The following is an 18,364-nucleotide window of genomic DNA, read 5'->3' as shown; positions in this document are numbered from 1 at the left end:
TTCACGAGGAGAGGCAACTCTCATAGAGAAAAAATGACATTAGTGAGCGAGAGGTAAAGAGAGGTAACGGTCAAACACGGTTTGTGCATGTCCGGTTTTTTGGGCATTGAGAAAGTATTGGTTCAAGCCGTTAATCAAAGGTAAAGCATTCGGCAAGCTTCGCCGAACCTGTACATGGTACTGCTTATTTTTACCCAGCGAATGGTGGATAATTTGGCGCTGCAGCACATAAACCCCAAGCTGAATACCGCCATAAATCGGCTCAATTTCGCTGACAAACCAATCACAGCGCTCTTTTTGCAGCATATTCAGTGCTTGTTGAACCGAATTTAAGTACAACGAAGGTTCTCTTGATAAGGCAAAACCTTCATAGTTAAACCCGTTGACTCCACACAAAACTCCACTGTCCTTAGGCGACTGCAAATCCTTTTTTTGTTCGGGCAAGGTGAAATACCCAAGTTGTATGGTGTAAAGCGGCACAGAAAAATAGCTGTAAGCTTCTCGTTCCGCTCGATGGCTTGCATCCCAAGTCAGATCACAGCGGCCATTATCGTGAGCCAGCTCATGCTGAATACGCGCCCACGGCATAAAGTTTATTTGATAATCAATATGCTGATCTTGTAACGCTTCCAACACCAACGTGGTGGCAAACCCCGTCAAGGAGTCAGTTTGCTCTTGCTCAGAGGTTCCTTGCCAATAAGTGAATGGGGCCCAGACATTGACATCTCCAACACAGATACGCAATGGATTAGCGAAAGCGCCGCTAGCGATGAAAGTAAGCCCCAACAATAGAAATTGTCTCATACGCGATACTTATCGTTCTGACTGTGTTTTTACAGTGTAGCTTGTTGGCTACAAGTGGAGAGAAATAAGTTTAACTAATTGTTTTTAAAAACATAAAGCCAAGAAATCTGGCTTTATGTTTCTCTGATAACTTGGCTGATCACTCAGTTTAAGGACGAGCCACAAAACCAACGGCGGCGTACACTTTTTTCAGAGTTTGCAGCGCTTTTGCCGAGGCTTTTTCTGCGCCATCACGCATTACACTATTCAGGTATTCGCGATCGTTACGGATGCGTTGGTATTCTGCTTGCACGGGTTCAAGCATCGCCACCACAGCCTCACCCACATCTTTCTTAAATGGGCCGTACATTTCCACACCAGCGTACTGAGCTTCAATCTCAGCAAAGGTTTTGCCCGTTGCGGCCGAGTAAAGTCCCATCAGGTTAGCAATGCCGGCTTTGTTTTCAACATCGTAAGCGATACGCGGTGGAGTTTCAGCGTCAGTCTGCGCTTTATTGATCTTCTTGATGATCGATTTCGGATCTTCCAACAAGGTGATCACGTTTTTGCGGTTATCGTCTGATTTGGACATTTTCTTAGTCGCATCTTGCAGACTCATTACCCGCGCATTGACGGAAGGAATGTAAGGTTCAGGAATGGTGAAAATTGGCTGCTCTGGGCTGTAGATATTGTTGAAACGGGTTGCGATATCGCGCGCCAGTTCCAGATGTTGTTTCTGGTCACTGCCTACCGGCACTTGGTGCGCACCGTACAGCAGAATATCCGCGGCCATCAGCACCGGATAACCAAACAGACCGGTATTCACATCGTTGGCGTAACGTGCCGATTTGTCTTTAAACTGAGTCATGCGGCTCAGCTCACCCATCTGGGTGTAGCAGTTCAAAACCCAACCGAGTTGAGCATGCTCAGGTACGTGTGACTGAACAAATAGCGTGCTCTTTTTCGGATCAACGCCAACGGCGAGACAAATAGCCAAAGCATCCAATGTCGCTTCATGCAGTGCTTGCGGATCTTGGCGAACCGTAATTGCATGCAAATCCACAACACAGTACTGGCAGTCATAATCATCTTGCATCTGTTGCCATTGACGTAGAGCACCCAAGTAGTTACCGATACTTAGTTCACCTGACGGTTGAACACCACTCAATACAATGGGTTTGCTCATGGGTTTGATTTCCTTGTGACTGAAATTGAAATTACACAAAACAAAGGGACAAAAACCGCGCACGGAATCGGCGCGGTTCAAGCAGTGTACTCATTAACGAGTATTTTACTAGTGCGAACGGCAACTTTTACGCCGAAACGAGCACCACTTCAAGCAGCGTGCCAATGTCATCGGAGACGAAGTTTGGCTCCGCATTGGCAATCGGTTCGCCATGGTTATAACCGTAGGTTAAACCGAAGGAATAACATCCGGCATTTTTCGCCGCCAGAATGTCGTTTTTCGAATCCCCGACCATCAACATTTGCTCAGCGCTTAACTGATGCTTCTCTAATAACCAATTCAGCGCCATCGGATCCGGCTTTTTATTCGGGAAGGTATCGCCGCCAATCACATCACTAAAAAAGTGCGCGATGCCGTGTTGCTCTAGAACATCTGGCACAAATTTAGAAGGCTTATTGGTTACGAGCGCCAGAATAAAGCCCGCTTGGTGCAGCTCTAAAAGCGTGGTTTTAACATTAGGATACAGGTGGCTCAGCTTGTGCCCCGTTTGTTCATAAAACTCATCAAACAGGTGACGAGCTTGAGCACGTAGCTCTGGGCTTAATTCAGGATTGATCGTTAAGCTCTGACTGAGTGCGCGCGCAATTAACACATCCGCACCATTACCGACATAATCACGCACCTGCGCTTCGCTCACGGCTGGGTAACCCACCGCACGCGAGGCTTGATCCGCCGCTACCGCTAAATCCGGCACGCTGTCGAGCAGCGTACCATCCAAATCAAAAGCAATTAATTTTATGGATTTCAAAACACGATCCTAAATCAGATTAAATTTTGGCTTTCGCCAGTTCAGCACGCATCTGCTCAATCACCGCTTGGTAATCAGGCTGACCAAAAATCGCCGAGCCTGCCACAAACATATCTGCACCCGCTTCCGCGATTTCTCGGATATTCTCCACTTTCACGCCACCATCAATTTCCAAACGAATTTGACGCCCACTTTGCTTGATACGTTCACGCACCGCGCGCAGTTTATCTAAAGTATGTGGAATGAAAGATTGTCCGCCAAAGCCAGGGTTCACCGACATCAGCAGAATCAAATCGACTTTATCCATGATGTAGTCGAGGTGGTGCAGAGGTGTCGCAGGGTTCAGTACCACGCCCGCCTGACAGCCGCACTCTTTGATCAGTTGTAAAGTACGGTCAACGTGCTCTGATGCTTCAACGTGGAAAGTGATCATGGAAGCGCCAGCTTTGGCAAAGTCTGGAATGATGCGATCCACCGGTTTCACCATCAAATGCACATCAATCGGTGCCGTAATGCCGTAATCGCGCAGGGCTTTACAAATCGGTGCGCCAAACGTCAGGTTCGGTACGTAGTGATTGTCCATCACATCGAAATGCACCACATCCGCTCCTGCGGCGAGCACTTTGGCAACATCTTCGCCCAGACGGGCAAAATCAGCGGAGAGAATGGATGGTGCAATGAGAAAATCTTTCATACCGACCTCGTTAGGAATTGAATGCAAGCTGAACACAATGTGGCCGCCATTCTACCTAAGCTGGTGACGAGATCCTAGCGCGTGACTTGAGGCAGGGAGAGGAAATCCACCATTCAGCCCAAAAGATCACGCTTGCAATGAAAGATGAGGTGTGAAGAGTGCTAAAAGCTCATCCACTTTATTGCGCCCAGCACCATTACGACTGATGGTACGGTTAGCTTTGACCACATTGAGCTGCGCCCCTCGATACAAACGGCGAGTATGGGTGGTATCGTGATTGGAAATCAGCACCGAAATTCCACGCTCTTTGGCGGTTTTCTCGGCGATATCGGCTAACGCCGCTTGATCGTCTAAGGTAAAACCATTGCCCGCATAAGAGGTAAAATTGGCCGTAGTCGACAGCGGTGCGTAAGGTGGATCGCAATAAATCACGCTATCGCTTTGCGCGCGAGCGAAGGTTTCGCCATATGACGCGCAAATAAAGGTGGCACGCTGCGCTTTTTCAGCAAAAAATTCGAGTTCTTGCTCAGGGAAATAAGGCTTTTTGTACGAGCCAAACGGCACATTAAAGCCCCCTTTTTTGTTATAACGACATAGGCCGTTAAACCCAAAGCGGTTCATATACAAAAACGCCAACGAGCGAAACATCGCATCGTCACTCTGGTTAAACTGCTTACGAATATCGAGGTAGACTTCTTTGCGGTTATTTTCGGGCACAAACCAACGCTTAGCTTCGTGAATGTAAGCTTGAGGTTCGGTTTTGAGCAGATTGTAGAAATTGATCAGATCCGGATTGATGTCCGCCAGCAGATAGCGTTCAAAATCCGTATTCAGGAAGACCGAGCCTGCGCCAACGAAAGGCTCAACCAGCTCACGAGCTTCTGGTAGATGGCGTTGAATATCCTCGACTAGGCTATATTTACCCCCAGCCCATTTCAGAAAGGCGCGCTGCTTTTTCATCTACTGCTCTAATCGTTGGCCACAAAATAAGGCTGCGGAATGTAACATATTTTTCAGCGAAGCTCAGGTTTATTTCTTACGCTCGATTTCTCGCTGAACTTGGCTAAGTGATTTAGCCCAAGGACCTAACGCTTGTAGCGAAGCAGAGAGTTTTTCTGAGGCATCACGCGCCATTTGGATGGTGGGATAGTTGCCCATAGTGACAATAAACCACTCGACATCGTTACGCAGAGTTGGGTAAACGTAGACTTTCCCTTGTAGTTTGTGCTCATCAATAAAGCCTTGCACATCTTGCAGAGAATTCATCGCCGCCAACTGCAATGTGTAGCTGCGTGGTGACATGGCTTTCAGCTCATCACGCGCAAAAGAGAAACTCACCGATTTAGGCTGAGCATTCTGCACTTGTGTTTGCTCTAACGTTTGCGTTTTTAGCTCCGTCGCCGCTTGAGTAGACTCAACCAAGTTGTTGATCGCCGAAGTATCGGCGGTTTGAGCTGTGCCTTGCAGCAGAGCATCCACCACATCAGAGTTAATCACCACGCGCTTACCATCATCGGCAATGCCAACACTGGCCGTGGTATCCACCACATCAGGCGGCAACGCGGAGGTATCATCGTCGGCGCCAAAGTCACCGCCCTCAGCATCAGACATACCGTCGCTGTTGACGGTTGAAGTGCCATCTTGAGCGAGGGTATTCGATTCAGAATTGAGAGTAGGAATCGCGGTTTGCTCTGCGACCTCGCCTTCCGAAACGCTACCTTCTTGAGGAACGGGCTTGGATAGTAACCACCAATAGCCGCCGCCGAGCAATAACAAGAGAAGTAATACGACCAAGGCAATATTAAACGGAGAGCCAACAATCGAGCGGATCACCACCCGTTTTTCATTTTTCGTTTCTGCCAACGCCATAATTTCCCCCGGTAACGGATTGACCTTCTTATAAGCATTACGCACTTTACGCTCAAGTTGTGGATCAACATAGCGCATCACTCGATTTTCGAATAATCGATCTGCTTCATCTTCGGAAAGCATCTCAATTTCTAAATCGACAGGCTTATGTTCTTGTCCATAACTTAAACGTGTTAACAAGGCATCCAGACCATTGTCTTGAGCAAACAGAACCACATTGACATTCCAGCGTGGATTAGTTTGCGCTTCTAGCACCAACATCCACAATTCGGAAACTAAAGACTCAGAGAGTAAATGGGCATCATCGACCACAATCACGATATCGCAATTTTGATCTTCAAATAGACGCGCGAAGCTTTCCGCTAAGGCGTCTTTGGGATTGTAAAGTGGTTCAGAAAACAGCTGTGACAACATAGTCACGCGACGCTGCTCGTCATTTTGATTAGGATGGCACATAAGCAGAGACTGGTTTTTATCTTGCGCCCAACCTTCTAAAAATCGTTGTGCAAGCCAAGATTTTCCTGCCCCTTGGCGGCCACAAACATTCACCAAGTTAGAACCAAAGCGGGTCAGCAGTTGCAACCGCTCAAGTAACTCAGTTTGCGATTCTAAATCCAGTTCATGTGCCAAACTCATTGGGCCATCCTAATGACAATTGTCTGATATCAAAATATTCTGTAAGTCTCTCGATTACACCGTACGACAGCACTCTATCGCTTGTGCAATCACAGCTTCAGGCACCCCTTTTACCACCGCCGATGTTCCGATACTGGTCGGCAACACCAAACGTAGTTCCCCCGCCAACACTTTTTTATCTCGCATCATATGCTGCATAAAATCGGCAAAGGTCATGTTCTCTGGGGTTCGCACAGGTAAGTGCGCTTTTTTCAGTATAGCTAGGATACGTTCAAATTGAGATGCATCGATAAGACCTTGTAATTGCGCCGTTTTCGCGGCCATTACCGTACCCGCAGATACCGCTTCACCGTGCAGCCAATTGCCATATCCCATGTGTGCTTCAATCGCATGACCAAAGGTGTGACCAAGATTGAGTAACGCACGAATGCCTGACTCTTTCTCATCTTGCGCCACCACCTCAGCTTTGATTTGGCAGCAGCGCGCAATTGCGTAAGTGAGCGCTTGTTCATCCAACACATACAAAGCATCCATTTGCACTTCTAACCAGTCGAAAAATGCTTGGTCGTAGATGATGCCGTATTTGATGACTTCCGCCATACCAGCGGCAAATTCACGCGCGGGCAGTGTAGTCAAACAGTCCGTATCAATCACTACCGCTTTGGGCTGATAAAAAGCACCAATCATGTTTTTACCGAGCGGATGATTGACCGCGGTTTTCCCACCGACCGAAGAATCCACCTGTGACAGCAAGGTCGTTGGGATCTGGATAAAATCAACACCACGCTGATAACAAGCAGCTGCGAAACCGACCAGATCACCAATCACTCCCCCCCCTAAAGCAATGACAACCACATCACGGCTGTAGTTATGCTCAAGCAAAAAGCTCATCACGGTATTGAACGTTTCGAGAGTTTTGTACTGTTCGCCATCGGGCAGTTCTAGCAAAGCATGCTGACAACCGATGTGATCGAGTAATGAAATGATCGCAGACGCATAAAGCGGAGCGACGGTGTGGTTGGTAACAATCACCACTTTCTGCTTGGTAGAGAGGGAAAGAAGAGCCGGATTGGCAAACAATCCGGCACCGATTGAGATTGGGTAGCTACGTTCACCTAAGTTGACCGTAATCCGCTCCATGGTTTTGCACTCCAATTCGAAGAAACACTACATTATGTGTTCTTCTAGCATTTTTACGATCTGATTGGCTACCACTTTTGCACTTTGATCGTCGGTGCGTACCGTAATGTCCGCGATCTCTTCGTACAGAGGATTACGATCTTCGGCCAATTGCTCTAGCACTTCACGTGGGCAATCCGTTTGCAGTAGTGGGCGCTTTTTATCGCGATTGGTGCGTGCCAATTGTTTTTCAATAGTTGTTTCGAGGTATACAACGATACCGCGAGCAGACAGTCGGTTACGGTTCTCTTTACTAATTACTGAGCCACCACCCGTCGCTAGTACGATACCCTGTTGCTCGGTTAGATCATTAATAACGGCTTCTTCGCGCTTGCGGAAGCCTTCTTCACCTTCAACATCAAACACCCATGCGATATCCGCTCCGGTACGTTCTTCGATAACCGTATCGGAGTCGATAAACTCCATGTGCAGTTGTTGAGCTAGGTGTCTACCAATTGTGCTTTTGCCAGCACCCATAGGGCCAACAAGGAAAATATTGCGTTTCTCAGCCATGTTCAGCAGTAATTTACAACGTTAATTCAATGACATCGCCACAAGAGTTGCTGGACATACGCCAACTATAGGAATGCTTGTGGCACCTATTCCTCACCGATATTTCGTGATAAGACCCGAAATTATCTAGATATGGTGCCACTATTGCAACTTTAATTTTTGTTCGCTTGTTACGCACACGCTAAGTTATTGAATAACTACTTTCGGCGTGACGAAAATCAGCAGTTCACTTTTACCCATTTGCTCATAGGTTCGTCTAAATAACGCGCCCAAAACAGGCAGGTCACCCAACAATGGGATCTTATCTACCGAGTTATTGATGCTATGTTGGAAAATACCACCTAGCACTACGGTTTCCCCGTTATTCACCAACACTTGAGTACCAATTCGCTGAGTATCGATAGAGACAGCCTCTCCAGTGCCCGTTTTCACTGTTTCGCCGCGGCGGTCTTGGGTCACGCTCAAATCAAGCACCAAGCGGTTATCTGGCGTGATTTGTGGCGTCACTTTTAAACTCAGCACTGCTTTTTTAAACGATACAGTTGTTGCGCCGCTTGAAGAGGATTCCAGATAAGGGATCTCGGTACCTTGCTCAATATAGGCTGGCTGTTTGTTGGTAGTGATCAAACGAGGGCTAGAGATGATTTCTGCCTTCGATTCATTTTGTAATGCTGAAAGCTCCAGATCTAATAAAGTACCAGAGCCTAACTTAGCCACTTGGAAAGCAATTGAAGACGCATTTGCAGAGGTTGAAGCCAAGTTCACATTTAAGAATTCATCAACCGGAAATTCATCATCCGCCAATAACCCTTGTTGCCATAAGTTACTTTCAATGGTTCCCCCTACTGAATGGCTACCATTGGTCGACATCACGCCCCAACGTACACCAAGCTCATCAAGGTTACCTTCTTTTACGGTCACAATCCGCGCTTCGATTTGCACTTGTTTAACTGGTATATCCAGTGATTCAATGATCTCGCGGATCACTGCGATATTTTCTGGCAATTCACGAATCAACAGTGAGTTCGTCCGTTCATCGATGCTGATCGAACCTCGTTCAGACAACATGTTGACGTTACCTTCACCGCCGATCATCGCCGCAATGTCAGACGCTTTGGCAAAGTTAATCTTGATGATTTCCGATTTTAAATCACCCAGTTCTTCCGCTAAGCGGGCTTTTTCGAGCTCTTGTTTTTCGCGTAAATCGAGCTCCTCTTTCGGCGCAATCAAAATAACATTGCCATCTACCCGCTTATCCAACCCTTTGACTTGCAGAATAATATCTAACACTTGTTGCCAAGGAACGCCATCCAAGCGCAAGGTCAGATTTCCAGCAACAGAGTCCGACACTACTAAGTTGAAGCCGTTATAGTCGGCAATCAACTGCAACACATTACGTACTGGAATGTCTTGGAAGTTGATCGAGATAAGCTTGCCTTCTTTTTCCAAGATACTCTTTGGCTTAGGCTTTTCATCGGCTTTCAGTTTGCTGATCACCACCTCAAGATATTTTCCCTTTAAGGTGTAATCGTGCTTAAACTCACCATCAACCGTCACTACAAGTTGTGTACTCGGTTCTTTTCGAAATACTTCGACACTCTGCACTGCGGTGGAGAAATCTTTCACATCCAAAAGGTAGAGTTTGTCATCCGACACATCGGTTTTAAGTAGCTCAATGTTCAACCCTTCTTGGACTTTTTGTACATCTACCACCGCCGATGGAGAGGCCAATTCGACAATTAATACGGCCGCCTTATCTTTATTGACCCGAAAGTCGATGTTTTCCAACTGGTTGGCGGAGGCTGATTCAGCGCTAAACGCCATGGAAGAAGCACAAAGTGCCAAACCAACCCACAAGGTTAGCCAAGTCTGTGCGACATAAGTTTTCAATCCATTTTTCATCGTTATATCTCTATACTTCAACCGTTTATTTTAAAGCCAGCTTGACGTTACGCTGATTCCAACACCCTAAGCCATCAGGCAAAGTTTCATTAATTAACAAATAGTTATCATCAACTCTAGTGACTTTGCCATTATTAATCCCTACATATTGACCCGCTTTGACTTTGACGACATTCCCAGCAGGTGTTTGCACTAACGCAGAGATACTGCCGCCGCTACTCATCACTCCTTTTAAACGCAACTGATGCAATGGATAACGCTCTAACGGGCCATTTTTAGCCCGTGGTGCAGGCTGCCAACAATCCGCGTTAGCCACAGGCTGGTTTTGCACTAGGGCCTCTTTGGGCAATACAAAAGGCTCCCGAGCCTTGTGCTGTTGATAAGCCGTGACTTCAAACTCTAAAATCGGCTTCAACTTAGTGACATCCTTACGTGCTTCGCGCTCAACTTGTGCGACGAATGACGTTAAGTCTTCTTGATTGGCCTTACACCCAGCCAACACAATCAAACTAAGAAGCCATAATCCAACCCGATTATTTTTCATCTTCCACCTCCTGTTTAAACTGGTAGGTGTAAGCTCTGACTCGAAAGTGCAGTGTGCTACTCTCTTGGCTGACCCGCTGCCAATCCACGTCATCGAAGTTGATGATGCGCGGTAACTTGGCAATCGCTTCAGAAAAATCACCAATATCGTGATAGTTACCAGTCAGTTCGATATTGAGCGGTAGGCGGTAAAGAAACTCTTGGCTTTCACGTTCACCCCAATCAATCCGAGTGAAGGTCAAAGAATTATCAAGGCCAAGCTGGTTGACTGACGCCAGCATACTGGCTAGTTCTTTTTGCACCGGTAACTGGCGCAGTAAAAAATCGTAACGTTCTTTAAGTTCATCCAACTGAGCTTGAATCTGCGGTAGTACCGCCACTTTATTGGCTTTGATGCGTAGTGTGGCCTTGACGGTTTCCTCTTCCTGCTTTAACAACGCAATCTCGTCTTGTTTGGGCATTAGATAGAACCAATATCCAGCTCCTTGGATCAGCAACATGATGAGCAGAATTACTACCAATTGAGGTAGAAGCGGCCATTCGCTGATTTCATCCAGTTCTAGCTCTTGCAAACTAGCCATTGTGTGCACCTCCATCTTGTGGGTTAGAGGTTGGGTTTAAAATTTGGAATGAGACTTTAAAACTCTGAAATTGTTTACCAAAACGCTTATTTCCAGAGACGATCTCATGCATCTCAACATCGGTTAATTTGTCTGATTTCTCCAAGTTATCGAGCATGGTTGCCAAACGTGCAGTGGAGTCGCTGATCCCGGTTATTTCTATCTCATGACCATTCATTTTGATCTTGTCGACATACACGCCTTCAGGGATCAGGCTTGGCATTTGGTTCATAAATTCAGTGGTTTTATTGCGCTTTTGCTGCAGTTGCTCCACCACGGTTAAGCGAGTTAATAACGCCTTATGTTCTTCTTCAACGATCTTCAACTTAGCGATCTGCTGATCCAGCGCAAAAATATGCTGCTTCAAATAACCGATACGCTCTTGCTGCTTAGCGATTTGCCCACTCAAGTATTCGCCTGCGGCAAATTGCATCAACACCGCCAGCAAAACACCGAGTGTAACTAACCCTAAAAAGCGTCGTTTATGCGCTTCACGCCGAGCCTCACGCCACGGTAGTAAGTTAACCTTATGCAACATGGTCACTCTCCAACCAAGCTAAGCCTCGCAGCGCCAAACCTGCTGCAGTACTAAAACGCTGGCCATCAATCACTTGGCGTTTACGCTTTGCCACATTGTTTTTGAACAGCGAAAACGGGTTCAAAATTTCACAATGTAGTGATAAGCGTTGGTAGAGCGCCTCTTCTAGGCCAGGAAGTGTGGCACCACCACCCGATAGCCATAAACCACCAAGGCTTTGAGCACCATGCACCGAAGTAAAGAGCTGAATTTGTCGCGCAACTTTTTCGACAAATTCGTGAATGAAACGTTGTGTTGGGTCTTGTTGCAGTGGCGAATTCAATGAGATCACGCCACTTTCTTCCGATTCCAATTGACGAGTTCCTAGTGGCACGTCTTTGTAAAAGGGCATTTTTTCCGGAAAATCAAGGCACAATGAACTTTGGGTGTAGCCAATATCAATGAGCATCCAGTCTGGACGTCGATAAGCTCGGCTAGCGAGTTGCCATAGATGAAGCAAACTATGCACTTGCACATCCATCAACACAGGTTCAAAACCCGCTTTTTTAATAGCTTGTAAACGGCTGTCGACCACCTCTTTTTTGGTGGCATACACTTGGAATGTCGTGGTGCTACTGCGAGCGAGGCTTTTTTCCGTCGCTTTGACAAAATCGAGGCTAAGCTCCTCAACGGGAAACGGAGATTGATGGGAGAAGGCTTGATAGACAGCAAATTCCTGCTCGCGCGGCTCAAGATCGCTATCTATTTGTAATACTTTGCTAATCACGGCGCTATCCGGGATTGCTATCGCGACTTTATGACTAAATAGAGGCAACCCCTTTTTTAGTTCTTTTAGTTTCTTTACAATTTTCTGATAATCGAGCGTGTGATTATCGGTGAAAATATCAGCGGTAACGAGCAACTCCTCATACCCCACAAGCGCATAAGTGTCGCCCATAGGTTTGAGCACCGCAGCTTTAATACTGTGGTGGCCGATATCAATACCCGTAACTAATGTTTTACCCATGAGGCTAAGCTCCAGTAAATAGGTTCAGCTCGCTAATCCTATTTTCTCAATAAATAGGCAGATGATATTTTGCGAGCTAAGGTTTTAGCCTAGAGTACAAGGGTTTGCATTAGTGCAGCCTCAACTAAACAGGGATTCTCCGGTGAAGTTCATAAAGCGTTTATTAGTATTTTCATTGATTTGCATTATTTTTGGAGTCACAACAATCTTTGGTTTCTATTTTTATGTGAAATCAGATTTGCCAGATGTGGCCACTCTACGTGATGTCCAATTACAAACTCCGATGCAAGTCTTCAGTCAAGACGGCAAACTGATCGCCCAATTTGGTGAAAAGCGCCGTATCCCGCTCAAGCTGGAAGAGATGCCCAAAGAGTTGATCGAAGCGGTAATTGCCACAGAAGACTCTCGCTACTACGAGCACTACGGTTTTGACCCAATAGGCATCACGCGTGCCGCCTTTGCTGTACTCGCCTCGGGTAGTGCTTCACAAGGGGCGAGTACCATTACCCAGCAGCTTGCGCGTAACTTCTTCCTCTCTAACGAGAAGAAGGTGATGCGTAAAATCAAAGAGATCTTCATTGCTATCCATATTGAGCAACTGTTAAGCAAGCAAGAGATCTTAGAGCTGTATCTCAACAAAATTTACCTCGGCTACCGTTCTTATGGCGTCGGTGCTGCCGCGCAAGCGTATTTCGGCAAAGAGGTGAAAGATCTGACCTTAGGTGAAATTGCGCTGATTGCGGGTCTGCCGAAAGCCCCTTCAACCATGAACCCTATCTATTCCGTCGAGCGTGCGACTAACCGTCGTAATGTGGTGCTGCAGCGTATGCTGGATGAAAAATACATCACTAAAGCGGAATACGATGCTGCGCGTGCCGAACCTGTGCTGTCCAAATTCCATGGTGCAGAGATTGAGTTAAACGCACCGTATGTGGCTGAAATTGCTCGCGCATGGATGGTTGAACGCTACGGCGAAGAAGCTGCTTACACGTCAGGCATGAATGTCTACACGACTGTCGACTCTAAGCTGCAAAAAGCCGCCAACCAAGCCGCGATCAATAACTTGCTGGCTTATGATGAGCGTCACGGTTATCGCGGTGCAGAAAAAGAGTTGTGGCAAGCCAATCAACCGGCTTGGAGCAACGCTCAACTGTCTGAGTACCTGAGCAATGAGCCCACCTATGGCGATATGTTCCCTGCCGCAGTTCTCAGCGTTGAAGAAAAATCGGCTCAAGTGTGGGTAAAAAGCTATGGTGTGCAAACTATCGCTTGGGAAAACATGAATTGGGCGCGCCGTTTTATCAACGACGATCGCCAAGGTCCACTTCCGAAAAGTGCCAATGAATTTTTAGCCGCAGGACAGCAAATTTGGGTTCGTCCACGCACCCAAGATGGCGCGATTACCGCTTGGAAGCTAACTCAAGTTCCGAATGCCAACACCGCATTTGTCGCGATGAATCCAGAAAACGGTGCGGTCACTGCGTTGGTTGGTGGCTTTAACTTTGTGCACAACAAATTTAACCGAGCTACCCAGTCAGTGCGTCAAGTAGGTTCAAGTATCAAACCATTTATCTACTCTGCAGCACTGAATAAAGGGCTCACTTTAGCCACGCTGATTAATGATGCACCGATTAACCAATGGGATGAGAGTCAAGGCACGGCATGGCGTCCGAAGAACTCACCACCAACCTACACTGGCCCAACACGACTGAGAATTGGTTTAGCCCAATCGAAAAACGTCATGGCCGTGCGCGTTTTGCGTGAAGTGGGTTTGGATGAAACACGTGAATACCTGACTCGCTTTGGTTTCAAATTAGATCAGTTACCGCGCTCTGAGACGATTGCGCTCGGTGCGGGCAGCCTGACCCCTGTACAAATGGCACAAGGCTTCTCGGTTTTTGCCAACAATGGTTACTTCGTTGAGCCTTTCTACATCAGCCGCGTCGAAAATCCATTTGGCAACATTGAGTTTAGTGCAGAGCCGAAAGTCGTCTGCCACCGTGAATGCTCATCGGAACTTGATGAGTTTGCCGAGCAAGACGCAGCAAGCCCTTATGCCCCAAAAGTGATTTCAGAGCAAAACGCTTTCTTAACGCGTGAAATGCTGTACAGCAATATCTGGGGGGGCGGTGAGTGGAGCTCAGATACCGGTTGGAACGGTACAGGCTGGCGTGCACAGGCACTGAAACGTCGCGATATCGGTGGTAAAACCGGTACCACCAACGACTCAAAAGATGCCTGGTACAACGGTTATGCCCCCGGCATCGTTGGTGTGGCTTGGGTGGGCTTTGATGATCATAGCCGTAACCTAGGGAAAACAGCGCCGAATCGAAACATTGAAGATGATGTTTCCGGTGCGGAATCGGGTGGTAAAACCGCCTTGCCGGCTTGGGTTGAGTTTATGTCTCTCGCGCTACAAGATGTGCCCGTTCAACAGAAAGTGGTACCGAACAATATCGTTCGTGTCCGCATTGATCGCGATACGGGGTTACTGACCAACAAACTCGACTCCAGCTCGATGTTTGAGTATTTCGAAGCCGGCACTGAGCCGACAGAGTACGTCAGCGAACATGTCAATGAGTCCATCTATTCGACCAGCTCTGGTGAAGAGCTGTTCTAGTAACCTCTGGCACAGAAAACCGAATAAAAAAGAGGCTGAATCATCAGCCTCTTTTTTTGTATTCGATTCGCCGTCTTACTCGCTTTGCTGTAAGCGATGTTTAATCACTTCTGCCAACTGCTCAAACCGCTGGCGTAAAGGCGAGCCTGGGCGATAAGCCAAGACGAGTCGACGTGATGGAATCGGGTTAACCGCCCGCAGGTAACAAACCCCATCTTTGGTTTTATCTTCAGGTAAGGCTAGCTCAGGCAATAAAGTGATCCCTGCGCCTGCAGCCACCATATTGCGTAACGTTTCTAAACTGGTGGCTTTAAAGCGTTCATCATCTTTCGCTCCCGCAGCAAAGCAAAAACCTAATGCTTGATCGCGCAGGCAATGCCCATCTCCTAAAGCCAATACGGTCTTACCTTTCAGCTCCAGCATGTCCACTTCGTCACGCGCCGCCCAAGCATGATCGTAAGGCACTGCAATGCTCAGCACTTCGTTATACAGTTCAATTTCTTTAAAAGGTGCCGTCTCTTCCACCGAAGCGAGCACCAAGCAATCCAGTTTGCCCTCTTCGAGCTGACGCACTAACTGGCTAGTCTGCGCTTCATGCAGATACAGCTCCAATTCAGGGAAACGTTCTTTCAAAGTAGGAATGATCTTCGGCAGTAAATACGGCCCTAAGGTCGGAATAAAGCCAATGTGCAACGGCCCAGTCATGGCTCCGGTTTGCTGATTAGCCATATCTTTAAACGTTTTCACTTCCGAAAGGATTTTCTTTGCCTGATCAACCAGTTGTAGCCCAGCTTCGGTAAACAGAACTCGACGACTGCTGCGCTCAAGTAAAGTCGTTCCAATTTCATCTTCCAACTTACGGATCTGGCCACTCAAGGTGGGCTGGCTGACAAAGCACGCTTCTGCCGCTTTACGGAAATGCTTGTGGTCAGCTAATGCGACCAAGTATTCAAAATCACGAATGTTCATAGCTTCCCCAGATAGAATGCATCTATTAAAACCATAGCATTAAACGATTAGAGCTATCAAAGCTTTTCTTTAACAATAGCCACCAACAACGAAACACATCCTATTGATTTAAAATTAAATTTCACAAATGAGGAACACAATGTTTACATCTAAAGAAGGTCAAACCATTCCACAGGTTACTTTTCCTACTCGCCAAGGTGACGCTTGGGTCAATGTGACTACCGATGAGCTGTTCAAAGGCAAAACCGTTATCGTGTTTAGCTTGCCGGGTGCCTTTACTCCAACCTGTTCATCCACTCACCTGCCGCGCTACAACGAGCTGTTCCCAGTCTTTAAAGAGCACGGTGTCGACAGCATTCTGTGCGTATCGGTCAACGATACTTTCGTGATGAATGCTTGGAAAGATGACCAAAACGCCGACAACATCACCTTCATTCCTGATGGTAATGGTGAATTTACTGATGGTATGGGCATGTTGGTGGATAAAAATGATCTTGGCTTTGGTAAACGCTCATGGCGCTACAGCATGCTGGTTAAAAACGGCGTCGTAGAAAAAATGTTTATCGAACCGAATGAGCCGGGCGACCCGTTCAAAGTATCGGACGCAGACACCATGCTCAAATACATTGCCCCTCAATACAAGGTGCAAGAATCAGTGACCATTTTCACTAAGCCAGGTTGCCCTTATTGCGCCAAGGCGAAACAAGCATTGATTGATGCCGGTCTACAGTATGAAGAGCTGATTTTAGGTAAAGACGCCACCACAGTGAGCCTGCGCGCTGTTTCTGGCCGTACCACGGTGCCACAAGTGTTTATCGGTGGTAAGCACATTGGTGGTAGCGATGACTTAGAAGTCTACCTAAATCAATAAGCTCCGAAGGCTCCCGCAAGGGAGCCTCACTCTCCTGCAGACAAATAAAACCGATTGAGGAACCATAATGAAACAGATTCACGTTGACGTCGCCATTATCGGCGGTGGTACAGCTGGCCTTGGCGCTTATCGTGCAGCGAAAGCTTATACTCAAAATGTCGTCATGATTGAAGGTGGCCCTTACGGCACGACTTGTGCGCGTGTGGGTTGCATGCCTTCAAAACTGCTGATTGCGGCGGCAGAAAGCGTACACCAAATTGAAAAAGCGCCCGGCTTTGGGGTTTACCCGCAAGGTGAAATTGTGATTAATGGTCGTGAAGTGATGGATCGCGTCAAACGCGAACGAGATCGCTTTGTCGGTTTTGTGCTGGAAGGGGTGGATTCCATTCCTGAACAAGACAAGATTGCAGGCTACGCCAAGTTTATTGATAACCATACACTGCAAGTAGATGATCACACACGTATTCATGCCAAACGTATCGTGATTGCGACGGGTTCTCGCCCTGCTTATCCTGCAGTATGGGATGAGCTCGGCGATCGCCTTGTGGTCAACGATGACGTATTTGAGTGGGATGACCTTCCACAAGCCGTCGCTGTGTTTGGTCCGGGTGTGATCGGTTTAGAGCTTGGCCAATCCCTGCATCGTTTAGGGGTGAAAGTGAAAGTGTTTGGCTTAGGCGGTCAAGTAGGACCACTCACTGATCCTGACGTCATGGCTTACGCGAATCGTGCTTTCCAACAAGAGTTTTATCTTGATGCAGACGTGAAAGTCGAAAGCATGGAACGTATTGCTGGCGATAAAGTGGAAATCCAATTTATCAACCAACAAGGTGAGCTAGAAACCTTCATCGTGGATTATGTGCTTGCCGCAACAGGTCGTCGTCCAAACGTTGATAAGCTAGCACTGGACAATACCGATGTGGCGCTGGATGAGCGTGGTGTACCCAAAGCAGATCACTACACATTGCAAACCTCGGTACCTTCGATTTTTATCGCAGGCGATGCCAGCAACCAAATCCCGCTGCTGCATGAAGCCGCAGATCAAGGACGCATTGCCGGCGATAACGCTGGCCGCTTCCCTGACATTCGCGCGGGTTTACGCCGCTCGCCAATTTCTGCGGTGTTTTCTGACCCACAAATTGCCATGGTTGGAGAAACCTATAAGCACCTGACTCAGCGTCTGGGTAACTGTGGCTGCTTTGCCGTAGGTGAAGTGTCGTTTGAAAACCAAGGCCGCTCACGAGTGATGCTGCGCAATAAAGGTTTGCTGCATGTGTATGGTGAACAAGGCACTGGCCGTTTCCTTGGCGCGGAGATGATGGGACCGAATGCTGAGCATTTAGCACACTTGCTGGCTTGGGCGCATCAAAACCAGATGACCATTTCGCAGATGCTCGATATGCCTTTCTACCATCCAGTAATTGAGGAAGGGGTACGCACTGCTCTGCGTGACCTGAATGCGAAACTGCACTTAGGTCCTGAGATGATCAAACATTGTTTGGATTGTGGTCCGGGCTGTTAATTTCCCGCGCACTCAGAATCGATTCTTTCGGTAAAAATGCCAAAGCCTGAGGTCAACCTCGGGCTTTTTGTATTGGATTGCATTTGCCGTTGAATTCATTCACTT

17 protein-coding genes are annotated in these 18,364 nt (G+C 47.4%); 3 read left to right on the top strand and 14 right to left on the bottom strand.

Annotated features, from left to right (window positions below; translation table 11 throughout):
• Window positions 1-39: 39 nt before the first annotated feature.
• The 13 genes from CEQ48_RS05905 to pilM form a co-directional block, all read right to left on the bottom strand.
• The gene (locus CEQ48_RS05905; protein WP_089070626.1) at window positions 40-804 is read right to left on the bottom strand and encodes a substrate-binding periplasmic protein; all 765 of its coding nucleotides are present in this window, start codon (window positions 802-804) and stop codon (window positions 40-42) included.
• 148 nt (window positions 805-952) lie between these two features.
• Window positions 953-1,969 carry a tryptophan--tRNA ligase gene (gene trpS, locus CEQ48_RS05900; protein ID WP_089070625.1) on the bottom strand — a complete coding sequence of 339 codons (1,017 nt, stop codon included), beginning with the start codon at window positions 1,967-1,969 and terminating at the stop codon, window positions 953-955.
• 127 nt (window positions 1,970-2,096) lie between these two features.
• Window positions 2,097-2,777, bottom strand: a complete 681-nt coding sequence (locus CEQ48_RS05895) for a phosphoglycolate phosphatase (RefSeq protein WP_089070624.1) — start codon at window positions 2,775-2,777, stop codon at window positions 2,097-2,099.
• Window positions 2,778-2,796: 19 nt separating this feature from the next.
• On the bottom strand, window positions 2,797-3,471 hold the full coding sequence (rpe, locus tag CEQ48_RS05890) for a ribulose-phosphate 3-epimerase (protein WP_000651339.1): 675 nt from the start codon (window positions 3,469-3,471) through the stop codon (window positions 2,797-2,799).
• 126 nt (window positions 3,472-3,597) lie between these two features.
• Window positions 3,598-4,431, bottom strand: a complete 834-nt coding sequence (locus tag CEQ48_RS05885; protein ID WP_089070623.1) for a Dam family site-specific DNA-(adenine-N6)-methyltransferase — start codon at window positions 4,429-4,431, stop codon at window positions 3,598-3,600.
• Between the two features lie 69 nt (window positions 4,432-4,500).
• Window positions 4,501-5,976 carry an AAA family ATPase gene (locus CEQ48_RS05880; RefSeq protein ID WP_089070622.1) on the bottom strand — a complete coding sequence of 492 codons (1,476 nt, stop codon included), beginning with the start codon at window positions 5,974-5,976 and terminating at the stop codon, window positions 4,501-4,503.
• A gap of 54 nt (window positions 5,977-6,030) precedes the next feature.
• Entirely contained in the window at window positions 6,031-7,116 is a 1,086-nt protein-coding gene (gene aroB, locus CEQ48_RS05875; RefSeq protein ID WP_198301217.1) for a 3-dehydroquinate synthase, read from the bottom strand.
• A gap of 27 nt (window positions 7,117-7,143) precedes the next feature.
• The gene (gene aroK / locus CEQ48_RS05870) at window positions 7,144-7,668 is read right to left on the bottom strand and encodes a shikimate kinase AroK (protein WP_000818616.1); all 525 of its coding nucleotides are present in this window, start codon (window positions 7,666-7,668) and stop codon (window positions 7,144-7,146) included.
• Between the two features lie 186 nt (window positions 7,669-7,854).
• Complete coding sequence (locus CEQ48_RS05865; RefSeq protein ID WP_181710721.1) at window positions 7,855-9,570, bottom strand: type IV pilus secretin PilQ; 1,716 nt, start codon at window positions 9,568-9,570, stop codon at window positions 7,855-7,857.
• Between the two features lie 25 nt (window positions 9,571-9,595).
• Window positions 9,596-10,114, bottom strand: coding sequence for a pilus assembly protein PilP (locus CEQ48_RS05860; RefSeq protein ID WP_089070619.1), 519 nt, complete (start codon window positions 10,112-10,114; stop codon window positions 9,596-9,598).
• Window positions 10,104-10,694 (bottom strand): type IV pilus inner membrane component PilO, encoded by a 591-nt coding sequence (locus CEQ48_RS05855; protein ID WP_181710720.1) that lies wholly within the window; start codon window positions 10,692-10,694, stop codon window positions 10,104-10,106. Before CEQ48_RS05855 ends, CEQ48_RS05860 begins: the two co-directional genes overlap by 11 nt.
• Window positions 10,687-11,271, bottom strand: coding sequence for a PilN domain-containing protein (locus CEQ48_RS05850; RefSeq protein ID WP_181710719.1), 585 nt, complete (start codon window positions 11,269-11,271; stop codon window positions 10,687-10,689). Before CEQ48_RS05850 ends, CEQ48_RS05855 begins: the two co-directional genes overlap by 8 nt.
• On the bottom strand, window positions 11,261-12,277 hold the full coding sequence (pilM, locus tag CEQ48_RS05845; protein WP_089070616.1) for a type IV pilus assembly protein PilM: 1,017 nt from the start codon (window positions 12,275-12,277) through the stop codon (window positions 11,261-11,263). The genes CEQ48_RS05850 and pilM overlap by 11 nt, the downstream gene beginning before the upstream one ends.
• A gap of 142 nt (window positions 12,278-12,419) precedes the next feature.
• On the opposite strand from pilM, the gene CEQ48_RS05840 reads away from it, so the two are divergent.
• Complete coding sequence (locus CEQ48_RS05840) at window positions 12,420-14,897, top strand: penicillin-binding protein 1A (protein WP_198301216.1); 2,478 nt, start codon at window positions 12,420-12,422, stop codon at window positions 14,895-14,897.
• 75 nt (window positions 14,898-14,972) lie between these two features.
• Here the strand turns inward: CEQ48_RS05840 and oxyR are convergent, their stop codons facing one another.
• On the bottom strand, window positions 14,973-15,866 hold the full coding sequence (gene oxyR, locus CEQ48_RS05835) for a DNA-binding transcriptional regulator OxyR (RefSeq protein ID WP_085603459.1): 894 nt from the start codon (window positions 15,864-15,866) through the stop codon (window positions 14,973-14,975).
• Window positions 15,867-16,005: 139 nt separating this feature from the next.
• Between oxyR and CEQ48_RS05830 the strand changes: the two genes are divergently transcribed.
• Together CEQ48_RS05830 and CEQ48_RS05825 are read left to right on the top strand one after the other, a co-directional pair.
• Window positions 16,006-16,737: a glutathione peroxidase gene (locus CEQ48_RS05830; protein WP_198301215.1), complete on the top strand. Its 732-nt coding sequence runs from the start codon at window positions 16,006-16,008 to the stop codon at window positions 16,735-16,737.
• Between the two features lie 67 nt (window positions 16,738-16,804).
• Window positions 16,805-18,259, top strand: a complete 1,455-nt coding sequence (locus CEQ48_RS05825; RefSeq protein WP_089070613.1) for a dihydrolipoyl dehydrogenase — start codon at window positions 16,805-16,807, stop codon at window positions 18,257-18,259.
• The last annotated feature ends 105 nt before the right edge of the window (window positions 18,260-18,364 follow it).

Origin of the sequence: Vibrio tarriae (assembly GCF_002216685.1) — a bacterium.
In the GTDB taxonomy this organism is placed as follows: Bacteria; Pseudomonadota; Gammaproteobacteria; order Enterobacterales; family Vibrionaceae; genus Vibrio; species Vibrio tarriae.
This window is presented reverse-complemented; position numbering and strand designations above follow the sequence as displayed.